Origin of the sequence: Nocardia sp. NPDC056541, from assembly GCF_042794235.1 — a bacterium.
GTDB lineage: Bacteria > Actinomycetota > Actinomycetes > Mycobacteriales > Mycobacteriaceae > Nocardia.
Genome location: NZ_JBHTUD010000007.1, coordinates 215,698 through 236,558 on the forward strand (window position 1 = coordinate 215,698; position 20,861 = coordinate 236,558).

General features: G+C 68.5%; 21 protein-coding genes. 4 read left to right on the top strand and 17 right to left on the bottom strand.

What is annotated here, in order from left to right; all coding sequences use genetic code 11:
- Positions 1 to 34: 34 nt before the first annotated feature.
- The 5 genes from ACFQ9R_RS14590 to ACFQ9R_RS14610 all read right to left on the bottom strand — a co-directional run bounded on the left by ACFQ9R_RS14590 (position 35) and on the right by ACFQ9R_RS14610 (position 5,534).
- On the bottom strand, positions 35 to 1,609 hold the full coding sequence (locus tag ACFQ9R_RS14590) for a uroporphyrinogen-III synthase (RefSeq protein WP_378634163.1): 1,575 nt from the start codon (positions 1,607 to 1,609) through the stop codon (positions 35 to 37).
- Positions 1,606 to 2,637 (bottom strand): hydroxymethylbilane synthase, encoded by a 1,032-nt coding sequence (gene hemC / locus ACFQ9R_RS14595; RefSeq protein WP_378991031.1) that lies wholly within the window; start codon positions 2,635 to 2,637, stop codon positions 1,606 to 1,608. Before hemC ends, ACFQ9R_RS14590 begins: the two co-directional genes overlap by 4 nt.
- Complete coding sequence (locus ACFQ9R_RS14600) at positions 2,634 to 4,106, bottom strand: glutamyl-tRNA reductase (protein ID WP_378991032.1); 1,473 nt, start codon at positions 4,104 to 4,106, stop codon at positions 2,634 to 2,636. Before ACFQ9R_RS14600 ends, hemC begins: the two co-directional genes overlap by 4 nt.
- Positions 4,107 to 4,182: 76 nt before the next feature.
- Positions 4,183 to 5,046, bottom strand: a complete 864-nt coding sequence (locus ACFQ9R_RS14605; protein WP_378634153.1) for a redox-sensing transcriptional repressor Rex — start codon at positions 5,044 to 5,046, stop codon at positions 4,183 to 4,185.
- Positions 5,047 to 5,252: 206 nt separating this feature from the next.
- Positions 5,253 to 5,534, bottom strand: a complete 282-nt coding sequence (locus ACFQ9R_RS14610) for a glutaredoxin family protein (RefSeq protein ID WP_378991033.1) — start codon at positions 5,532 to 5,534, stop codon at positions 5,253 to 5,255.
- A gap of 88 nt (positions 5,535 to 5,622) precedes the next feature.
- Here ACFQ9R_RS14610 and ACFQ9R_RS14615 point away from each other — a divergent pair, with 88 nt between their 5' ends.
- Positions 5,623 to 6,648 carry an HAD family hydrolase gene (locus tag ACFQ9R_RS14615; RefSeq protein ID WP_378991035.1) on the top strand — a complete coding sequence of 342 codons (1,026 nt, stop codon included), beginning with the start codon at positions 5,623 to 5,625 and terminating at the stop codon, positions 6,646 to 6,648.
- Between the two features lie 243 nt (positions 6,649 to 6,891).
- Here ACFQ9R_RS14615 and ACFQ9R_RS14620 read toward each other — a convergent pair whose 3' ends face one another.
- The 9 genes from ACFQ9R_RS14620 to ACFQ9R_RS14660 all read right to left on the bottom strand — a co-directional run bounded on the left by ACFQ9R_RS14620 (position 6,892) and on the right by ACFQ9R_RS14660 (position 16,027).
- Positions 6,892 to 7,908: a lysophospholipid acyltransferase family protein gene (locus ACFQ9R_RS14620; RefSeq protein WP_378991037.1), complete on the bottom strand. Its 1,017-nt coding sequence runs from the start codon at positions 7,906 to 7,908 to the stop codon at positions 6,892 to 6,894.
- Complete coding sequence (locus ACFQ9R_RS14625) at positions 7,905 to 8,939, bottom strand: NAD-dependent epimerase/dehydratase family protein (protein ID WP_378991038.1); 1,035 nt, start codon at positions 8,937 to 8,939, stop codon at positions 7,905 to 7,907. The genes ACFQ9R_RS14620 and ACFQ9R_RS14625 overlap by 4 nt, the downstream gene beginning before the upstream one ends.
- 234 nt (positions 8,940 to 9,173) lie before the next feature.
- Positions 9,174 to 9,275, bottom strand: coding sequence for a 30S ribosomal protein bS22 (locus ACFQ9R_RS14630; protein ID WP_003402602.1), 102 nt, complete (start codon positions 9,273 to 9,275; stop codon positions 9,174 to 9,176).
- Positions 9,276 to 9,463: 188 nt separating this feature from the next.
- Positions 9,464 to 9,745 carry a helix-turn-helix domain-containing protein gene (locus tag ACFQ9R_RS14635; RefSeq protein WP_228537168.1) on the bottom strand — a complete coding sequence of 94 codons (282 nt, stop codon included), beginning with the start codon at positions 9,743 to 9,745 and terminating at the stop codon, positions 9,464 to 9,466.
- A 144-nt stretch (positions 9,746 to 9,889) separates the two neighbouring features.
- Positions 9,890 to 10,708 (bottom strand): pyrroline-5-carboxylate reductase, encoded by an 819-nt coding sequence (gene proC / locus ACFQ9R_RS14640; RefSeq protein WP_378634139.1) that lies wholly within the window; start codon positions 10,706 to 10,708, stop codon positions 9,890 to 9,892.
- Positions 10,709 to 10,736: 28 nt separating this feature from the next.
- Positions 10,737 to 11,603: a thioesterase family protein gene (locus tag ACFQ9R_RS14645; protein WP_378991039.1), complete on the bottom strand. Its 867-nt coding sequence runs from the start codon at positions 11,601 to 11,603 to the stop codon at positions 10,737 to 10,739.
- A gap of 449 nt (positions 11,604 to 12,052) precedes the next feature.
- The gene (locus ACFQ9R_RS14650) at positions 12,053 to 12,937 is read right to left on the bottom strand and encodes a sugar phosphate isomerase/epimerase family protein (RefSeq protein WP_378991040.1); all 885 of its coding nucleotides are present in this window, start codon (positions 12,935 to 12,937) and stop codon (positions 12,053 to 12,055) included.
- A gap of 16 nt (positions 12,938 to 12,953) precedes the next feature.
- Positions 12,954 to 15,014: a hypothetical protein gene (locus ACFQ9R_RS14655; RefSeq protein WP_378991041.1), complete on the bottom strand. Its 2,061-nt coding sequence runs from the start codon at positions 15,012 to 15,014 to the stop codon at positions 12,954 to 12,956.
- A gap of 26 nt (positions 15,015 to 15,040) precedes the next feature.
- Positions 15,041 to 16,027 carry a hypothetical protein gene (locus ACFQ9R_RS14660; protein ID WP_378634128.1) on the bottom strand — a complete coding sequence of 329 codons (987 nt, stop codon included), beginning with the start codon at positions 16,025 to 16,027 and terminating at the stop codon, positions 15,041 to 15,043.
- 65 nt (positions 16,028 to 16,092) lie between these two features.
- Here ACFQ9R_RS14660 and ACFQ9R_RS14665 point away from each other — a divergent pair, with 65 nt between their 5' ends.
- Positions 16,093 to 16,971, top strand: coding sequence for a hypothetical protein (locus ACFQ9R_RS14665; protein ID WP_378991042.1), 879 nt, complete (start codon positions 16,093 to 16,095; stop codon positions 16,969 to 16,971).
- A gap of 70 nt (positions 16,972 to 17,041) precedes the next feature.
- On the top strand, positions 17,042 to 17,371 hold the full coding sequence (locus ACFQ9R_RS14670; protein WP_378634123.1) for a hypothetical protein: 330 nt from the start codon (positions 17,042 to 17,044) through the stop codon (positions 17,369 to 17,371).
- Positions 17,372 to 17,561: 190 nt separating this feature from the next.
- Here ACFQ9R_RS14670 and ACFQ9R_RS14675 read toward each other — a convergent pair whose 3' ends face one another.
- The 3 genes from ACFQ9R_RS14675 to ACFQ9R_RS14685 all read right to left on the bottom strand — a co-directional run bounded on the left by ACFQ9R_RS14675 (position 17,562) and on the right by ACFQ9R_RS14685 (position 20,105).
- Positions 17,562 to 18,251, bottom strand: coding sequence for a response regulator transcription factor (locus ACFQ9R_RS14675; protein ID WP_056814516.1), 690 nt, complete (start codon positions 18,249 to 18,251; stop codon positions 17,562 to 17,564).
- Positions 18,248 to 19,486: a cell wall metabolism sensor histidine kinase WalK gene (locus tag ACFQ9R_RS14680; RefSeq protein WP_056816211.1), complete on the bottom strand. Its 1,239-nt coding sequence runs from the start codon at positions 19,484 to 19,486 to the stop codon at positions 18,248 to 18,250. Before ACFQ9R_RS14680 ends, ACFQ9R_RS14675 begins: the two co-directional genes overlap by 4 nt.
- A 130-nt stretch (positions 19,487 to 19,616) precedes the next feature.
- On the bottom strand, positions 19,617 to 20,105 hold the full coding sequence (locus ACFQ9R_RS14685; protein WP_378991044.1) for a winged helix-turn-helix transcriptional regulator: 489 nt from the start codon (positions 20,103 to 20,105) through the stop codon (positions 19,617 to 19,619).
- Between ACFQ9R_RS14685 and ACFQ9R_RS14690 the strand changes: the two genes are divergently transcribed.
- Positions 20,104 to 20,814, top strand: a complete 711-nt coding sequence (locus ACFQ9R_RS14690; RefSeq protein ID WP_378991045.1) for an NADPH-dependent F420 reductase — start codon at positions 20,104 to 20,106, stop codon at positions 20,812 to 20,814. The genes ACFQ9R_RS14685 and ACFQ9R_RS14690 overlap by 2 nt on opposite strands.
- The last annotated feature ends 47 nt before the right edge of the window (positions 20,815 to 20,861 follow it).

Consider the following 20,861-nt stretch of genomic DNA (forward strand, 5'->3'; position numbering starts at 1 on the left):
CGTTGCGGGCGGGCTTTCGGGGTATCTGGTGAGATCAGCGGCTGCTGCTGCGGCGGCTCTTCTTACGCGGCGGCGGCAGCAGGCCCTCGGCGCGCAGGCGCGACGCGTGCTCGGCCAGTGCCTCCACCAGTGGGCCCACCTGAGCCGTCTCGGGCTGCACGTCCACACGCAGACCGAACTCGATCGCGGTCTCCGCGGTCTTCGGGCCGATGCAGGCCACGATGGTGCGAGCGTGCGGCTTGCCCGCGATGCCGACCAGGTTGCGCACCGTGGAGGACGAGGTGAACAGGACCGCGTCGAAACCGCCGGTCTTGATCATCTCGCGGGTCTCCGCGGGCGGCGGCGAGGCGCGCACCGTGCGGTAGGCGGTGACGTCGTCGATCTCCCAGCCGCGCTCACGCAGACCCTCGGCCAAGGTCTCGGTGGCGATGTCGGCGCGGGGCAACAGCACCCGGTTCACCGGATCGAACACGTCGTCGTAGGGCGGGAAGTCGGCGAGCAGGCCCTCGGAGGACTGTTCGCCGCTGGGCACCAGTTCGGGGTTGATACCGAAGGAGCGCACCCGCTCCGCGGTGGCCTCGCCGACGCAGGCGATCTTCACACCGGAGAACGCGCGAGCGTCCAGTCCGAACTCGGCGAACTTCTCCCACACCGCGCGCACCGCGTTGGTGGAGGTGAACACCACCCACTGGTAGCGCCCGTCTACCAGACCCTTCACGGCCCGTTCCATCTGGGCGGGGCTGCGCGGCGGCTCCACCGCGATGGTCGGCACCTCGATCGGGATCGCGCCGTGGGTGACGAGCCGCTCGCTCATCTCCCCCGCCTGATCCTTGGTGCGCGGGACGAGCACGGTCCAGCCGTAGAGGGCACGCGACTCCCACCACGACATCTTGGCGCGCTTGTCGACTTCCTTGCCGACCGTCACGACCAGCGGGCCGACGAGCTCGGACGCGGCGTTGTTCAGCGAGGCCAGCGTGGCCTCGATGGTGCGCTGCTGACGAGTGGTGCCACGCACGGTGACCGCGACCGGCGTCTGCGGCGCCATACCGTGTTCCACCAGCGCGCTGGCGGTCTCGGCCAGGTGACCGGAGGTGGCGTGCAGCACCAGCGGGCCGGGGGCGGCGGCCAGCGCCGACCAGTCGACCTCGCCGCGCACATCGGCCTCGGTGTGCCCGGAGCCCAGCGCGATGCCCGCGTAGCTGGGCACGGCCGAGCCGTTGGGCAGGCCCGGCAGCACCTCGAACACCATGTGCGAGCGGGTGACGGCGTTGACCTCGTTGATCACCGAATCGGTGGTCAACGGGTCGCCGGTGACGATGCGGACCACGTCGTGACCGTTGCGCGCCTCGGCGATCAGCGTCTTGGCCACCTCGGCGGGTTCGCCGAGGGCGGGCCGCACGTCGACCGGACTCTCGCCGTCCTCGCCCACCTCGACCGCGCTACCGATCAGGGCGAGCACGCCCTTGTCGACATCGGGGTCGGTGAAGGCCAGCATCGCCCGCTCGAGCACCTCACGGGCACGCACGGTCAGCAGGGCCGGGTCGCCGGGGCCGGATCCGACGAAGAGGATCCGCCCTGGTTGCTTCTTGGTAGCTCGGCTGCTGCTCATCGGTTGTTCTCCATCGGGCTGGAATTAGTGAAGTCGGTGGGCGCCGGTTCGTCTGTGACGCTCAGCAATGCGCGAGCACCCAGGTCCAGCAGTTCGCGCGCCAGCGTGCGACCGAGTTCGGCCGCGTCTTTCGGCGCGCCGACGATCGAGGCGCGGAGGACATCGGAGCCGTCGATCGCGGCGGCACAGGCGCGCAGCGAGAGTTCGTCGAAGATCCGGCCGTCCTCGTCGATCGACTCGACGATCTCGGCGAGCGCTCCGATCGGCGCGGTGCAGCCTGCCTCGAGCTCACCGAGCAGCGAACGCTCGGCGAGCACCGCGGCTCTGGTCGCGGCATCGTCCAGACCGGCGAGTATCTCGATCAATTGCGGGTCGTCACTGCGGCATTCGACCGCGAGCGCGCCCTGCGAGGGGGCGGGCAGCATCTGCACCGGTTCGAGCGATTCGGTGATCTCGTCGGTGCGCCCGATCCGGCACAGGCCGGCGCGGGCGATGACGATCGCGTCGAGTTCGCCCTCGCTCACCTTGCGCAGGCGGGAGTCGATATTGCCGCGCAGCGGAAGGATGTCGAGGCCGAGGCCGAGTGCGCGCAGCTGCGCGGCACGGCGCGGGGCCGAGGTCCCGACGCGAGCACCGGCGGGCAGTTCGCCGAGCACCATGCCGTCACGAGCCACCAGCGCGTCGCGCGGGTCCTCGCGGGGCGGGATCGCGGCGATGGTGAAGCGCGGGTCCTGCGCGGTGGGGAGGTCCTTATAGGAATGCACCGCGATGTCGATGCCGCCCGCGGCGAGCTCGTCGCGCAGCGCGGAGGTGAACACCCCGACACCGATCTTCTGCACCGGATCCGAGGACAGATCGCCCGGTGTCTTGATGACCACCAGTTCGGCGGGCTGCCCCGCCGCGATCAGCGCATCACGGATGGTGCCCGCCTGTGTCAGCGCGAGCAGACTGCCGCGCGTGCCGATCCGCCACGGCGCACTGCTGCTGCCTGCGGTCACGGTGTCCTCTTCCTGCACTGTCGTGGTCATGCGGTTTCCTCCTGCGCATGCCCGAGCGGCGCTGCGTGGTTTCGCATGCTGCCTGTGTCGGGTCTTGACTCGGTCAAGCGTGACGGCCCATCGCCGAGGTGGCCTGCGGTGAAGTCGTCGGCCAGCGCGGACTCCGCCGCGGCGACCTCCATCGGGGCGGCAACCGCTTGTACCGCACCAGGTTTCAGTTCGAACAGCTCACGCAACGCTTCGGCGTAGCTGTCGCCGCCCGGCGTCGATGCCAGCTGCTTCACCCGCACGGTCGGCGCGTGCAGCAACTTGTCGACGACGCGGCGCACCGTGCGCGCCACCTCGTCGCGGGCCGGGTCGGCCAGGTCGGGCAGCCGCGAATCGAGGCGGAGCAGTTCGGCCTCCACCACATCGGCGGCACGCTGACGCAGCGCGGCCACCGTAGGAGTGACCTCCGCCATGCGTTGCCCGGCAAGGTATTTGGCGAGTTCGTCGGCGACGATGACGCGCGCGGCGGCGGTGTCGTCGGCCGCAGCTCCCGCGGCCGGATCGCGCTGCAGCGATTCGATGTCGATGACGGCGACGCCGGGCAGGCCTGCCACGGCGTGCTCCACATCGCGGGGCAGGCCCAGATCGCAGAAGACCAGTGGACGCTCGGCGGCGTCGGTGCGCGCCCGGCCCGCGAGCGCGCGATGGGTATCGGCCAGAGTCACCACGGACCCGACCGCGCCCGTACAGGTGATCACCACATCGGTACCCGCCATGGCCTCGGTGAGCCGCGACATCTCGACCGCCTCGGCGTCGACACCGTGCATGGTGCGCCCGGTCTCGGCGAGGCGCTGTGCGCGTTCGAGGGTCCGGTTGACGACGATGATGCGCCCGATCCCGGCCCGCGACAGATGCGCGACGGCCAGCCCGCCCATCGCGCCCGCACCGACCACCACGGCGGTCCGTCCGGCGAGATCGCCCACGACACCGCGCGCCCGATCCAGCGCCACCGACACCACCGAGGCACCGGCCCGGTCGATCCCGGTCTCCGAGTGCACCCGCTTGCCGACCCGCAACCCGTGCTGAGCCAGCTCGTGCAGGGTGCGCCCGACCGCCTGCTGACTGTCGGCGCTGGCGTAGGCGCTGCGAATCTGGCTGAGCACCTGCTGCTCGCCGACGACCATCGAGTCCAAGCCGCTGGCGACCGCGAACAGATGCTCGGCCGCGGCCTCGCTGTAGCGCACGTAGGCGTGCTTGGTGAGGTCGCCCAGCGGCAGTCCGGAATGCTTGGTGAGCAGCTCGCTCACCTCGCCGAGTCCGCCGTGGAAGGCGTCGACGACCGCGTAGACCTCGACCCGGTTGCAGGTGGAGACGATCATCGCCTCCGACACGTGACTCGAGGCGAGCAGCCGATCCACCAGCTTCGGCCGATCGGCCTCACTGATGGCCACCTTCTCCAGCACCGACACCGGGGCGCTGCGGTGCGAAATCCCTACCAGCAGAACACTCATGACCACACCTCGCCGGCGCTGTGCCCTGTCATGCGTGTCCGCACGCCGTGTCGCTGTTCAGCTCGCTGGCGCTCGCTCATGGCGTGATCACCGATCCCTTGGTGCTTGGCTCCGTTGCCGAGTGGGGCGTGGCCGAATGCGGCGCGGTACGCCGTGTCGGCCTGCCGCGGGCCGGTTCGACCGGTGCGGCATGGGTGAGATGGTTCGGCGGCGGTACCCGGCGCGCGACGCGGCCGGAGCCGACCTCGGCGATCTCGGGCAGCGCGGGCGCGTCGTTGCGCGCGGCATCGAAGGACAGCATCTGCAGTTCCATCGCCAGGTCGACGCGGCGGACCTGGACATGGGCGGGCGCGCGCAGTTCCAGCGGCGCGAAACTCAGAATCGACGGCAGTCCGGCGTCGACGAGCCGGTCACACACGTCCTGGGCGGCTTCGTCGGGCACGGCCACCACCGCGATCGTCGGCGTCAGCGCCGGAATCTGCGCGGTCAGTTGCTCGACATCGCGCACGACGAGACCGGCGTACGACTGGCCGATCACCGACGGGTCGTTGTCGAAGATCCCGACCACGGTGAAGCCTCGTACCCCGAATCCGCCGTAACCGACCAGCGCGCGACCCAGATTGCCCGCGCCGATCAGCACTACCCGATGTCCCTGCGACAGTCCGAGCACATCTTCGATCCTCGTGCGCAACTTGGCTACGTCATAGCCGACACCCCGCACACCGTTGGGTCCGAGGAAGGAAAGATCCTTGCGCAGCTTCGCCGAATTGACACCCGCCGCGACAGCGAGTTCCTCACTCGATACGATGACTACACCCTCGTCGGCCAACCCGGCGAGAACCCGGAGATAGGTAGCAAGACGAGTCACCGTGGCCTGCGGAATGTCCCGCACAAGAGCCTTGCCGGAGACGCCACTCGGCGTCTCGTGCTGCTCTGTCACGTCGTCGGCTCCTCGTTCCGGGCCTGATCGCGGTCCGGTTCCTCTGTTTCGTTCACCGGTGTGGGTCGCTGCAATTACGAGAGCGCGACCGGTGCCATAGGGGCGGTACAAACCCGGCCACCGCCGCCGCGTGGAGCGGCGGTGCGGATTGCGTGTCACCACCGTAACCGCTTGTGCAGGCGTTCACAAAGTCGGTGAATTCGGCCTCATTTTCCGTCGCGACCAGCGATCCGGCTCAGGTCCGCCCGCAAACGGGGCTCATCGACGTCGAAATAGCTGTGTTCACGGCCGTTCAACAGGACCACCGGCAGGCGATCACCGTATTCGGCACGCAGTTCCGGCTCCCTGACCGCGGCTTCGTCGACGTCTACAGTGGCGACCGGGAGACCGAAATCACCACAGATCATCCGCAATTGCTCCAGTGCCGCGCTGCACATGCCGCAACCAGCGCGGGTCAACAGGGTCACCGTCGGTGTGGGATTAGTCATGAGCCCTATTTAATCCCCGAGCCCGCAGCGGGTTGTCGGTGCAGCCGGTTACTGTGGACATGGTTCGCGCGACTAGCGGAGGGTACTGGTGCCGGAACGTTCGAAGGTGACTAGGGCCGGATTCGTCGCAGGGCGATTCGGGGAGTTCCCTGCACGGTGGCAGCCCAGCCGCCTCGGTCAGGAACTGCAGGAACAGTTCGCACGGCTGCCACGCAGCCCGTTCGGACCGAGCGAAGAAGAGTTACGCGCCAACCTGGCCGGTGAGGCCAGCGCCGACGCCGCGCTCGAGCTGCACGATGCCGAGCTCGCCGAGCAGGGTGCCGACGCGGGCCCCGAGGTTCCGCGCGACCTCACCGCCGCGGCGTTCTTCGACGTCGACAACACCCTCGTGCAGGGTGCCTCGATCGTCCACTTCGCTCGCGGGTTGGCCGCGCGCAAGTACTTCAAGACCTCCGATCTGGTCGACGTCGCCTGGAAGCAGGTGAAGTTCCGGGTCACCGGCAAGGAGAACTCCTCCGACATGGTCTCGGGCCGGGAGAAGGCGCTCAGCTTCATCGCAGGCCGCCCCACGGCTGAACTCGCGGCACTCGGCGAGGAGATCTACGACGAGATCATCGCCGACAAGATCTGGCCCGGCACCCGCGCACTCGCCCAGATGCACCTCGACGCCGGCCAGCAGGTCTGGCTGGTGACCGCCACCCCGGTCGAGCTGGCCAATGTGATCGCCAAACGCCTCGGTCTGACCGGCGCCCTCGGCACGGTCGCCGAGAGTGTCGACGGCAAGTTCACCGGCCGCCTGGTCGGCGACATCCTGCACGGCCTCGGCAAGGCGCACGCGGTGCGTACCCTCGCCATCCGCGAAGGGCTCAACCTCAAGCGCTGCACCGCCTACTCCGACAGCCACAACGACGTCCCCATGCTGTCGCTGGTCGGCACCGCTGTCGCCATCAACCCCGACTCCGACCTGCGCGAGGTCGCGAAGAACCGCGGCTGGGAAATCCGCGACTTCCGCACCGGCCGCAAAGCAGCCAAGATCGGCGTCCCCACCGCCCTGGCGCTGGGCGCCGCGGGCGGCGCGGTAGCAGCAGTAGTAGCCCGCCACCGCGAACACTGAGTCCCGGCCGCCTTCCACACCCCATAAACCCCAACCCCGCACCCGCGACCCCTAGGGAGCGGCGGCCACGAAGTGGCCGGTCGCGGCCGGGTCGCCGGTTAGCCGCCGGGGCGTAGGCGACGAAGGAGCAAGCCCCGGTGCCTAACCGGCGGCCACTCAGGGCCGCGACTCGAGCGCGCCAGCGCTCCAACTAACACAGCCTCAACCCTGCCTGGGACTACCGAACAAGTGATCCCGAACGATCTACCCCAGAACCACGTTCCGGCGCTTGGCCAGCAGCTTGTAGAGCGTCTGCTGGATGGTCTCGCGGACCTGGTCGGTGACCTCGAACATCGTCATCGGGTCGTCGGCCTCTTCCGGCTCGAACGCCGTGGTCGCGATCGGCTCACCGAATTCGATGTACCACTTCGACGGCATCGGCACCGCGCCCAGCGGCCCCAGATGCGGGAACAGCGGCGTCACCGGGAAGTACGGCAGCCCGAGCAGGCGTGCCAGCGGCTTGATATCGGCGAGTTTGGGGTAGATCTCCTCGGAACCGACGATCGAGACCGGAATGATCGGCACCCCGGCCCGCACCGCCGCCGACACGAATCCGCCGCGCCCGAACCGTTGCAGCTTGTACCGGTCGGCGTAGTTCTTTCCGACGCCCTTGAACCCTTCCGGGAACACGCCGGCGATGTGCCCGGCGCGCAGCAGCCGCTCGGCATCGGGATGGCAGGCCAGCGTGTGCCCGGCCTTGCGTGCCAGCGCGCCGAGCAGCGGCATCTCGAAGATGAGGTCGGCGGCCAGCAGCCGCAGCGCCCGCTGATGCGGATGCTTGTCGTGCACGGCCAATTGCAGCATCAGCCCGTCGATCGGCACGGTGCCCGCGTGATTGGCGACCAGCAGCGCGCCACCCACGGCGGGGATGTTCTCGATCCCCGCGACCTCGACCCGGAACCAGTAGTCCGACAGCGGCCGGAGCGCGGGCAGGATCACCGATTCGAGCAGGTGCCGGTCGTAGCCGAACTCGTCGACCTGGTAGTCCCCGGTGAGCCTGCGGCGCGCGAACTCGGCGGTCCGTTCGATCTGCTCGCCGACGGCATCGCGCACGATGTCGGTCAGTGACTTCGGCGGGCGGGCGGGCATTCCCGGTCGACGCTCGCTGAGGGAGGTGACCGGCATCGCCTGCGTCGGCTGGTCCGGCCATCGCCGGGTCTGCGGTCGCTGCCGGGTCTCGACATTCACGTCGAGACGAATGACTTTCGCTCCCTCGTTCATGTACGCGCTCCTGTACCGGCCCCGATGAGGCCGAGCAGTTTGTGTTCCGCGGCGTCGATCCAAGCCGGATCGAAGACGGGCCGCAACGCTGCGCCCGCGATGAAGTCATCGAATGCCTGGACCGTGGTCCAGCGTGGGGTGAAGCCGAGTTCGGTTCGCATACGGGTGGTGTCGAGCCCGCAGCCGAAGTAGAAATAGTCGGGTTGTTCGCCACTGAATCCGCGCATGATCGGGCCCATCAGCGAGCGACCGACCGTGCGGAAGACGAAAAAGGGAACCGGCGCGACGATGCGCCCGGCACGGCGGATCGCCTGCGACATGGCCAGCGCGCCGTCACCGGCGATATTGACCGTGCCACCGTGTGCGCGCTGCGCCGCGTGCACCAGCACCGCGACCGCGTCTTCCTCGTGCAGCAATTGCAGTCGGGCTTCGCGACCGAGAACGGTCGGGGTGATCGGCGAACGCAGATATTGCACGCCCCGATCGGCCAGGCGAGGACCGACGATCGGCGCGAAACGCAGAATCGATGCGGAAATATCGGGCCTGCGCCGCGCCATTCCACGCACCAGCGCCTCGATATCGATCATGTCGCGTGCGAACCACCCCGCCGGCGGAGTGCGCGCGCCCATTTCCTCGGTGAATTTCGCCGGATCCTTGGCACTGCAGCCGTACACCGCCGACGACGATCGCACCACCACGCGGCGCACCGTCGGCGCTTTCTGACACACGGCGAGCAATTGCATCGCACCCAGGACATTGAGGTCCTTCATCACCGCGCGACCGCCACCGGCGGGCGGACGGGTGAGCACAGCCGCGTGCACGACGGTATCGACGTCGTTGCCCTCGACGACTTTGCGAATCAGTGGATTCCGGATATCGGCACGCACGAACTCGGCACTACCCATTTTTCGCCGGAGCTCACGGCTGGGAGTGACGGTATCCACCGCGATGACGCGTTCGACGCCGGGTTCGGCAGCCAAACGTGCCGCGACATTGCCACCGAAGAAGCGGCTGGCACCCGTGACCAGCACAACTCTCGGTGCGTGTCGTTCCCGTGTATCGGAACTCGAACCTGACCCCACTCAAAGCCCCCTGCTCATCGTGTTTCGCGTACCAGAGTAGCCGCATTCGCGCCACTCGCCGTCACGATCTACAAGCTTTTAACATCGGCGACCCGTCCTCGACCGATGAGCTTCACAAACCCGCGTATTTCACAGCGCGAGCCCGCCACCTGGAAGGTGACGGGCTCGTCGCGGTACGCAGGCTTACTTGCCGAGTTTGCGCCGCTGAACACGCGTGCGGCGAAGCAGCTTGCGGTGCTTCTTCTTCGACATACGCTTGCGGCGCTTCTTGATCACAGAACCCATAGGGTTTCCTCGCGTTCTCTCTACTCGGCATACACACGCGGTGTTCACGTGCGTCGTTTGGCGTCCGCGCCGCCGGGGCAACCGGACACCACGAACGGTGCCACCGGCAGGCGGACACGAACCAGTTGTCCATGCTACCGGGGCACCCGAGCAGCAACGAAACCGCCCTTGTACCTGGCCGAACTACGTCATCCGGCGTCGAAGTACGACGTCTCCAGGTAGTCGTGCACCGCCTTCGCGTGCACTCGGAACGAGCGTCCGACACGCACCGCGGGCAGTTCACCCGAGTGCACGAGCCGGTACACCGTCATTTTCGACACCCGCATGAGATCGGCGACTTCGGCGACGGTGAGAAACTGAGTGCCACCGCCGATCACCGTTTGCGGGGTGGCGCCGACCCGTGGAGCGGGCGAACCCGAACCACCGCCCGACGCCGATGGATTACTTGACATTCTGTTCGCAGACATCATGGCACCATTGACCTCCGGCACGCCCGCGCCGCCGGCTTCCCCACCAGCGGAACAGACACGCACGTGCTTCTACGAGCTTAGCGGGACCAGTGGGATTACTGCGACGGGTGTGAGAAATCGGTTTTCAAACCGGGTACCCGTTTGTCACTCGTTCGTTGCGCCCTGTTCGGCGGACCGCTGCTTGGCCGCGTGTAGCGCCTCGGTGAACGTCGAGCGCAGCGCACCACGTTCGAGTTCGCGCAGTGCCGCGGCGGTGGTACCACCGGGCGAGGTGACCGCGGCACGGAGCTCCGCCGCGCTCTGCCCGGTCTCGTCCAGCAGCGCCGCCGAACCGATCATGGTCTGCACGACCAGTTCGCTGGCCACCTCGCGGGTGAGGCCCAGGCCGACGCCCGCATCGATCATCGCCTCGACGACAAGGAAGAAATACGCCGGTCCCGAACCGGAAACCGCGGTGACCGCGTCCATCTGCGCCTCGGGCACCGTCACCACCTTGCCGACGGCTTCGAGCATCTCGCCGACCTGCTCGAGCTGCTCCGGCTTGGCGTAGCGACCGGGCGATTGCACACTCATACCCTGCCCGACCAGCATCGGCGTGTTCGGCATCACCCGCACCACCGGGAAACCGGCGGGCAATTTCGACTCCAGCCGGGCGGTGGAGACACCGGCGGCCAGCGAGACGAGCACCTGATCGCGACCGTTGTCGAGGTCGGCCTTGGACAGATCGGTGAGCACCGAGTCGACCACACCGGGCTTCACCGCGATCACCACGATGTCGGCGCCCTCGACGGCGTCGGCGACCGAACCGCTCACCCGCACCTTGAAGCGCTCGGCCAGCTGCGCGGCGCGCGCGGCGATCGGCTCGACCACGACCAGATCTTTGGTCGCCCGACCGGATTCCAGCAATCCGGCCACCAGCGCCTCACCGATCCGACCGCCACCGACCACCGCAATTCTCGTCATGAGGACAAGGTTAGTTGGCCCGGTGGCGTCAGCGTGCCGCCGGGATCAGGGCCAGCTGGCGACTCTGGGCGACGACCGCACCGGTCGAGTCGATGACCAGGTGGTCCTCGTCGAACATCCGCTCACCGACCTCACGGGCGGTCGCGATGACGCGCAGCCAGCCGGGCGCGGGGACGCGGCGCAGATAAGTGGTCATCTGCACGGTCGGCGACCAACCGAAGTGGCCGAGGTTCATCGGCACCGGCGGGCTGATGTCGGCGGCCATCATCGCGAAGGCGGCGCGGGCCCGCGGATCGGCTTCGTCGCCGTCGAACGGGCGGATCCACAGCCGCAGCCGGGGCGGGCCGGTCTCACCGCGCAGGAATTCACCCCAGGTCGGGTCGATCACCATGTGGGCGCCCTGGCTGACGTGCACGATCTTGCCCATGGGCGAATCGGCGGAGTAGCGGAACGCCTCGTCGACCGGCTCGGCGGGCATGTCGGTGTCGGGGCCGCTCCAGCGCGTCTCGGTGGAGTCGAGGTGGCCGAAGGTGAACGCGGTCCGGACGAGGGTGCGGCCGTTCTGGATCAGGTCCACGTCGGCCAGGCAGATCTGGCGGCCCTTCTTGCGGATGTGCACCGCGTATTCGACCTCACCGGGGTCGGGAGCGCCGAGGAAGTCGGTGCTGGCCGCGATGGGCGCCATCTGGGCCAGCGATTCGTCGGCCTCGGTGAGCCAGCGGGTCGCCGCGGCGGCGGTGGCCGCGACCATGGTGCCGCCGTGGACTTTGGGGCCGATGGTCCAGGTGGGCGCGATGATGCCGGCGTAGCGGCCGGTCTCGGCATCGGTGGTGGTGAGCTCGGTCAGGTCGAGGACCTGACTGAACGGCGCGTCGGTCGCGAGTTCTCGCGTCATCGTCACTCCTGGTCGGGGGGCACAGCAGTTCGTACAGCGTACAAGCTTGGTGATGGCCGGTGTATTCCGCGCTGGGCAGGGGGTGGGGTTCGAGCAGGTGGTGACGCATCGAGGTTCGAGCAGGTGGTGACGTATCGGGATGCGAGCAAGTGACACATCGGGATGCGAGCAGGTGACACATCGCGATGCGAGCAAGTGACGCATCGGGGTTACCGAGTCCGGAATAGTTGGGGGCTGTGTTTTTGGAGCGCTGGCGCGCTCGAGCGGGGCCCTGGAGGCCCCGATCTTCCCTCCCTCCGGGTACTCCTTCGTCGCACCCTCCGGTCAGTCCAGATCGGGGCGGGCCCCTTTGGGTAGAGACACATCAGGACTACCCGGCCAGGGTGGTGGTGGCCGTTGGTGGTGGTCGTTGGTGGTGATGGATCCGGCTGACTCCGACTCGCGTTCCGTTATGGCAGGTCGGCGTGGCGCGGTTGGGGGTCGGGGGTGGCGCCGGTGAGGTGGCGGCGTGCGAAATCGAGGGTGCGCGCCAGCTGGGTGGAGCGTTCGGCGGTGGTTCGCGCGTTCTGGGTGTTGATCTCGGCGACCGCGTGGCCGCGAAAACCGGTGTGTATCAGGTGTTCACACAGTTGCGCGCAGGGCTGGGTGCCGTCGCCGGGCACCAAGTGCTCGTCGTGCGCGGCGCCGCGACCGTCGGCCAGGTGCAGGTGGACCAGGCCCTCGCCCATCCGGCGCGCCAGCTCGAGCGCGTCGGCGCCCGCGGTCGCGGTGTGCGAGAGGTCGAGGGTGTAGTGATCGAAGCCGGTGTCGGTCGGATCGAAGGACGGGCTGAACGCGCTCACCGCGCGGCCGGGGCCCGCGCGCCGTTCCAGTCTGCGCACCGCGCCGTCGCGGAACAGGGTGTCGGCCCGCATCGGGAACATGTTCTCCACGGCCACCTTGACCGGGTGATGCGCCTCGAGCTCACCGACCTGATCGGCGAAACCTCTCGCGTAGCGGCGCTGCCAGCGAAACGGCGGGTGCACCACCACGGTGTCGGCGCCGAGCGCCTCCGCGGTCCGCACGCTGCGTTCCAGCTTGGCCACCGGGTCGGCGCCCCAGACCCGTTGGGAGATCAGCAGACACGGCGCGTGCACCGCCAGCACCGGGATGCCGTAGCGCTTCGCGTAGGACTGCACCGTCGCGATGTCCTGGCTGGCCGGCTCGGCCCAGACCATCAATTCCACACCGTCGTAACCCAATTCGGCGGCATAGCGGAACGCCGCCTGCGTGTTCTCCGGATACACCGAGGCCGTCGACAGCCCGATCGCGATGTCCGCCCGTGCGTTCCCCACAGCCCACTCCCTGTATTCAGCTGGTACTGAGGAGAAAGGCTAGCGGTCCCAGCGTCACGAAGACGCCCACGACGACTGCGATCACAGTGCTGTAGATGTCGTCGGTGCGGCGCAGGATGCGAACCAGCGCCACCAGACCGAGGATCACGACCGTCGCCAGCGCCAGCGCCACCAACGCCATCGACTCCCACAACGTCTCGAAACCCTTGAACAGCAACATCCCGGCGACCGCCGCGCCCGCGCTCTGCGCGCCCAGGATCATCCACTGGCGGCGGTTGGCGTTGTCGTCGCCGCCGCGCGCCATGCTCGATACGCGCGCGGCACGCCCGGCCACCGACCCGCCCGCTCGGTTACCCGACAATCGGCTCGCGGCTCGCGACTCGGCGACGCTGCCGGTCTTCGACTTGGCCCGGCTCGCCACCTTCGCCCTCGCCCGGTCGGCCAGGGTCACGGCGGCGGCCTTGGTCGCGGCACGCCTGCTCGCCCTGGTCGGCTTGGGTTCGTAGTCGTCGTCGTAGTCGTCATCGTCGAATGCCGCGTCGTCGTAATCGGATTCGGCGTAGTCGGCGTCGGAGTAGTCGTTGTCGACGTAATCGCGGTCGGCGTAATCGGACTCGGCGTAGTCGTCGGTGTCCTCGTCGTCGGCCTGGTCGGCGCCGACTCGGTAGACGACCTCGGTGTGCGCGTCGGCGTCGGGGCCGCGTTCGGCGCGCTGGCGCAGCAGGTCCCCGGCCACCGACTGCCCGGACACCAATGGCTGCTCCTGGCTGACCGGCGACCACGCGGCCGTCGGGAAACCACCGCTCTCCGGCGCGGGTGCGTTCTTGTCCGGACGATGCCTGCGCGCCGACCACGACGGCAGCCCGCCGGACTTCGGCTCGCCCCGCCGGCGATCCAGCGAGGGGCGCTGATCCGCGCCGCGGGCAGGCGGGGCGTCGGTGCCCGGCGCGAGGTTGTAGGCCTGGGTGGCTTCGGCGCCCGGCGGCGGATATCCGTTGAAGGCTTGCGCCGCGTCGACACGACCCGGCGCGGGCTGCCCGTTCAGGCCGGGGGCGCCGTTACGCCCCGCCCCGTTGAAACCTCGCGCGGGCTCGGCGCCCGGCCGCCCGTTGCCAGGCTGACCATCGAAAGACTCGCCCGGCCGCCCGTTGAAGCCCGACGCGGGCCTGCCGTCGAAAGACTCTCCCGGTCGGCCGTTGAAGCCCTGCCCTGGCCGGCTGTCGAAGGACCCGGTCCCCCGATGCTCGTCGAAGCCCGATCCGGCCTGATTGTCGAAACCGGGCCCGATATCGGGGAGCGCGTCCAATCCACGCGACTGCCCCGGCCTGCCCATGAAGGCCTGTGGCGCGTCGATGCCCGCCTCGTAGAGCGGCGCGTCGAACGACGGGCGGCCCGGCGCCGGGCTCGCCTCGATGGCCTCTTCCGCGGCTTCGGCGGCTCGCCTGCGCGCGGCCCGGCCGCCGGTGACCGGCGGCGGTTTCGGCGGCTCGGCGTACGGGGCGACCTCGGGCTCATCCGGTCGATGCCGTCTGCCCCCGCCGACCGCGGGCAGCGCACCGGAACCGAACATCTCGGCGATACCGGGATCGACCGGCTGCGTGGGACCGCCGGGAACACCGAGGCGACCCGGACCGCGTCCTCCCCCACGAGAACCGGCATCGCGCGCTTCGGCACGGAACGGCCCGAACGGATCGGACGACGGTCGCTGTTCGGCAAGTCCGAGTGGGTCGCGCGGATCGGGCGCGGAGTACCCCGCATCGGGGTCGAATCGGGTGATCGGGCCCGACATCGGCGAGAAGGCCGGTTCGGCCGGACCGGGCGGCGGGTAGGGCGCGGGCTGGTAACTCGCGGGCGGTTCGTAACTAGGCGCGGGCTCGGGGGCGTAGGTCGGCGGCGGGACATACGCGGGCGGGGGTTCCGGCGCGGGCGCGGCGTGCGAGTTCGGCTTGACCGCCGCGTTCTCACCGGTCAGATCGTTGACCGAGAGTCCGCGCCCGCTGCGCCGTCGTCGTCCACCGCCACCGGAGGTCGCGGGCGCGGCCCCTTGCGCGGCGTTGCGCGCCAGCAGCTCAGCCACCGATAGCTGTTTAGAATCCTCGCTACTCATGCCGACTCCACTTCCGCGACCGGCGTGACCGGCGGCACCGCGGCCGGTCCACCTCCGTTGGGCTCGGAGTCCAGTTTGCGCAAGATGAGGCCTTCGCGCAGCGCCCATGGGCAGATTTCGATGCTGTCGAGCGACAACGCCCGCATACTCGCCTCCGCGACCAATGCGCCGGCCACCAATTGCTGGGACCGATCCGAACTCACGCCTTCCAGTTCCGCGCGGTCCGACGCGGTCATCCGGGAGATGAACGCGATCAGCTGGCGCAGACCGGAGCTGGTCAGTGTACGTCGCACCCGCGGACCGGCCGCCGAGGGTGCCGCGCCGGTCAGCCGGGCCAGCGAACGGAATGTCTTCGAGGTGCCCACGGCCAGGTCGGGCCTGCCCGCGTCGATCATCGTCTTGGACGGGACGACCAGTTCGGCGTCGAGCCAGTCGCGCAGGACCGCGATCTTGCGCTTGCCCGGCGGGTCGTCGCGCAGCCACTCCCTGGTGAGCCTGCCCGCGCCGAGTTGCAGCGACAGCGCCACGTCGGGTTCCTCGTCGCCGCCGTTGGACAGCTCCAGCGAGCCGCCGCCGATGTCGAGATTGATGATCCGGCCCGCGCTCCAGCCGAACCAGCGGCGCACCGCGAGAAACGTCAGCCTGGCCTCGTCGTCGCCGGAGAGCACTTGCAGATCGACTCCGGTCATCGCACGGACGCGGGCGAGCACTTCCTCGGAATTGGTTGCCTCGCGCAGGGCCGAGGTGGCGAACGGCATCAGCTCCACACACTTGGAATTGCGTGCCAGATCAGCGAATTCGAGGATGGTCGCGATCAGCCGCGCCTCGCCCTCCTCGGTGATCCGGCCCACCGAATCCATGCTCTCGGACAGGCGCAACGCCGACTTCGTCGAGCTCATCGGCATCGGGTGGCCACCACGATGCGCGTCCACCACGAGCAGGTGGACGGTATTGCTTCCGACATCGAGAACACCAAGCCGCACACGAATACGGTACTTGGTGATCCGGTACAGCAGGCCAGGCGACTGAACTGTTAGCGTCACGAGTTGTGACCGAAGGCGCATCTGGCACCGCGGAGACCGGGCTCCGACCTGGGCGAAAGATCGACCCAGCCCCGGAAGTCGAGCTCGATTTCCCACGGGAGTGGATCGAGTTCACCGATCCAGCAAACGACGAGCACCAGATCGTCGCCGATCTGACGTGGCTGCTGTCGCGCTGGACGTGCGTGTTCGGCACGCCCGCCTGCCAGGGCATCATCGCCGAACGCCCCGACGACGGCTGCTGCTCACACGGCGCTTTCCTGGCCGACAAGGACGACCGCAAGCGCCTCAACGGTGCTGTGAAGATGCTCACACCCGATGACTGGCAGCTGATGGGCGAGGCCACCGAGAACGGCAAGGTCGTCAAGAAGGGTTACCTCGAACTCGACGAACTCGAGGACGAACCGGCCCTGCGCACCCGTCGCTTCGACGGCGCGTGCATCTTCCTCAACCGTCCCGGATTCGCGGCGGGCCCCGGCTGCGCGCTGCACATCATGGCCGTGCGCAAGGGCATCGAACCCCTGGAAGTGAAGCCGGACGTGTGCTGGCAGCTGCCGATCCGGCGCACCCAGGACTGGGTGGAACGCCCGGATGGCGAGCAGATCCTGCGCACCGTGGTCACCGAATACGACCGGCGCGGCTGGGGACCCGGCGGCCTGGATCTGGATTGGTACTGCACGGGCTCTCCCGACGCCCACGTCGGCGCGAAGCCGGTCTGGCAGTCCTACGGCCCGGAACTGCGTGAGCTGCTCGGTGCGCCCGCCTACGACGAACTCGCCAAGCACTGCCGCCGGCGCGAGGGCCTCGGCCTGGTCGCGGTGCATCCGGCGACGGTCGAAGCCGAGCGGATGAACCCCGAACCTCACAGATCGAATCACGCGGAGTGAAAGCCTCGTAACCATTCGGTTCATCTGTAGGTCGTGCATCCGTCACCGAACTCGGGTTGGATAGCTGTTCATGTCCAAGAAAGCGATCTACGCAGCGACCCTCGCGATCGGCGCGACCCTCTCCATGACCGGCCTGGCCAATGCCGAACCGAACGGTGATCCGGCCGCGTACGCGGACTTCACGGCCGACTTCGTGAACTACAACGACCCGGCCGCGATCGACGCCGCCAAGAACGGCAAATACATCATCATCAGCACGAAGGGCACCTCCTCGCCCATCGGCTGCCGCGGCAACGGCGCCGACGTGCCGATCTACGACTGCAAGCAGTTCGACGGCGTGGAAGTGGTCGCCCTGAAGAAGATCGACACCCCCCTCGGCACCGCCTGGAGCGTGCTCTGACCGCCTCTCCGCGACTCTTGGCCAGATCTAGGTACGGGGAGACCTATGTACGCGGCCGGCGGCAAGGCATCCAGTTCGTTGGCTCGTGCCCGGTGAGTTACCCATGTTCTCGCTAGATCAGTCATTCCGTCTATGAACGAAAAGGATCCCGTCGGTGTGCCGACGGGATCCTTTCGTTCTCGGGGTGGTGTCAAGCCTCGAGCTTGTAGCCGAGGCCTCGCACAGTCACCAGGTGTTCCGGCTTGGCCGGGTCTGCCTCGATCTTCGAGCGCAGGCGCTTGACGTGCACGTCGAGGGTCTTGGTGTCGCCCACGTAGTCGGCGCCCCAGACGCGGTCGATCAGCTGGCCGCGGGTCAGCACGCGGCCGGAGTTGCGGAGCAGGTACTCGAGGAGGTCGAACTCCTTGAGCGGCAGGGTGACCTGACCACCGTTGACGTGCACGGTGTGGCGGTCCACATCCATCCGCACCGGTCCGGCCTCGAGCACGCCGTTCTCGCTGCCAGAGTCCAGCTCGTCACCGGCGCCGCGGCGCAGCACGGCCCGGATCCGCGCGATCAGCTCGCGCGCCGAATACGGCTTGGTGACGTAGTCGTCGGCGCCGAGTTCCAGCCCGACGACCTTGTCGATCTCGCTGTCGCGGGCGGTCACCATGATCACCGGCACGCCGCTGCGCGTGCGCAACTGCTTGCACACGTCGGTGCCGCTCATGCCGGGCAGCATCAGGTCCAGTAGCACGATATCGGCGCCGGAGCGGTCGAATTCGGCCAGCGCGGACGGGCCGTCGCCGACGACGGTGACGTCGAAGCCTTCCTTGCGAAGCAGGAACGCCAGCGGCTCCGCCAGCGAATCCTCGTCTTCGACGATCAACACACTCGTCATCTGCGTGCCTCCACACCGTTCGTTCGTCCCGCGAGAGTGCGCGGGACGGTGGTTTCTCTCGTGGTGGACTCCGGCGTCTGTTCCGCGTCCTCGTCCCCATCGGTTTCCAGATGGGCGGGGATGCGCAGCGTGAACGTCGAGCCGGTGCCCAGTTTGCTCCACAGGGTGATTTCGCCGTTGTGGTTGGCCGCCACGTGTTTCACGATGGCCAAGCCGAGCCCGGTGCCGCCGGTCGAGCGGGAGCGGGCCTTGTCGGAGCGGAAGAACCGCTCGAACACCCGTTCCTGGTCTTCCTTGGCGATCCCGATGCCACGATCGGTGACCGCCATCGCGACATGATCGCCGCGCAGCGACCGGCTCACCGACACATGCGAACCCTGTGGTGAATACGCGATCGCATTCTCCACCAGATTCGACAGCGCGGTCACCAGCAACGTTTCGTCGCCGAGCACTTCCAGCCCGCTGGGCCGGTCGGTGCTGACGGTGATGCCCGCGGCCTCGGCGGCGGTGCGCGAGCGGTCGACCGCCTGCTGCACCACCGTGTCGACGTCGACCACGGCCAGGTCGGGCAGTTTCTCGGCGCCCTGCAATCGCGACAGGGCGATCAGCTCGGTCACCATCTTGCCCAGGCGCCGCGATTCGCCCAGCACGCGCGAACCGAAATGGCGCACGGCCTCGGGGTCGTCGGCCGATTCCAGCATGGCCTCGGCCAGCAGGCTCATCGCGCCGACGGGGGTCTTGAGTTCGTGGCTGACGTTGGCGACGAAATCGCGCCGCGTCGCCTCCATGCGGGCCTGCTCGGAATCGTCGTCGGCGAACAGCACGACGAAGCTGGTTTCCTCGCGGGAGAGTTTGCGGGCCACACCACGCACGGCGATCCGGCCGCGGCCGGGTAGCGGGTTCTTGGCGGTGAGGTCGTATTCGGCGGATTCGCCGGTCGCGAGGACCTTCTCCACGGCGGCCCACGCGCGTTCGTCGAGCAACCGGTTACGGACCAGCCCGAGTTCCTCGGCGCGCGGATTCACCAGCACCACATCGCGGTATTCGTCGACTACCGCGATGCCGGACTCGGAGGCGAGCACGATCAGGTCGAGCACCTGCGACATCGTCAGCCCGGTGTCTTCCTGGGTGCGGGCGGCCTGCCTGGCATTGACGAACGGGATCAGCAGGCCACCGACTGCCAGCCCGACGACAGCCGCGAGGACTGCCAACAGCACGGCCTGCGGAACACTCACAAGATTGATCGTACGAGTGCGGACCGACATAACGTCGGCGGGTCGACGAAGTTTCGCGCAGGTCACAGGCACTTGGCATGGCGTTCTTTTGCCGTTCACCCAGCGGGCACCTGGACCTTCGCCGGGCGTGTCAGCCGGGCGGTTCGCCGTACATCGCGGTGGTCACCGCGGGCCCGTGTCGGTCGACCCATGCGCCGAGCGCATAAATCGGAACCAGCAGATCGCGGCCCGCTTCGGTGAGTTCGTACTCCACTCGCGGCGGCGCTTCGGCATACCGCCGCCTGCGTACGAGCGTCATCCGCTCCATCCGCCGCAACGTCTGGGTCAACATCTTCTGACTGATCCCACCGGCCCCCGTCAGAAGTTCGCTGTGACGTTGCGGACCATCGCGCAACAGGTACACCACCACCGGCAGCCACGAGTTCGCGAACAGGTCCACCGCCATTCGCGCGGGGCAGTCGGCCTCGTAGTCACCGTAGGGCGGGTATTGCACCGGTTCGGCGGCGGTCATGGGTACCAGCGTGCCACCGCCGAAAGGCACCCGCGGGTGCCTTTCGGCCTTTCTAGCGTCGGTGTGGTCGATGCCACCGGGCTCGGCACGAATCACGGGAGTTCTCATGCGTATCGGAATCATCGGCGCGGGCGCGATGGCGTCCGCTTTGGGTGGCGGCTGGGCCACGGCGGGCCACGAGGTACGGATCGGCGCCCGCTCGGCCGACTCGGCGCAGGCACTCGCGTCCGAGATCAGCGCGATCAGCGGACCGGATGCCGACCGGGCGAGCAGATCTCCGGTCGACGTGCGACCGGCGACGATCAGCGCGGCGATCGCCTTCGCCGAGGTAGTGCTGTTCGCGGTACCCGTGAGCGCGCTCACCGAACTGCTCACCACACACGGCGCCGAGCTGGCCGGAAAGATCGTCATCGACTGCACCAACGCGTTCCTGCCCGACGAATCGGCACCCGACGGCGTCACCGCGTTCGTCCTGAGCGAGGACGCGGTGGCCGAACGCATCGCCGCGGCCGCACCGAAAGCCCACGTGGTCAAGGCCTTCAACCTCCTCGCCGCCGAGGTGTGGGCGGGCGCCGACCGAGTCTTCGACGGTGTGCGGTTGGCCGTCCCGATCTGCGGCGACGACGCGGCGGCGGTACAGACGGTGGCCCGGCTCGCCGAAGAACTGGCCCTGCAACCGTTTACCGCGGGCGGTCTGCACCGCGCCAGATATCTGGAGGCGACCTCGGTCTTCACCGTCGGCCTCTGGTTCGCCGGCCTCGATGCCCGCGCGATGTTGCCTCCACTGTCGGCGGCCTTCGCGGTCGCCGACGTCTGACACACGGTCGGGCCGGCGCAATCGTGGGATGCGTAGTCATCCACACG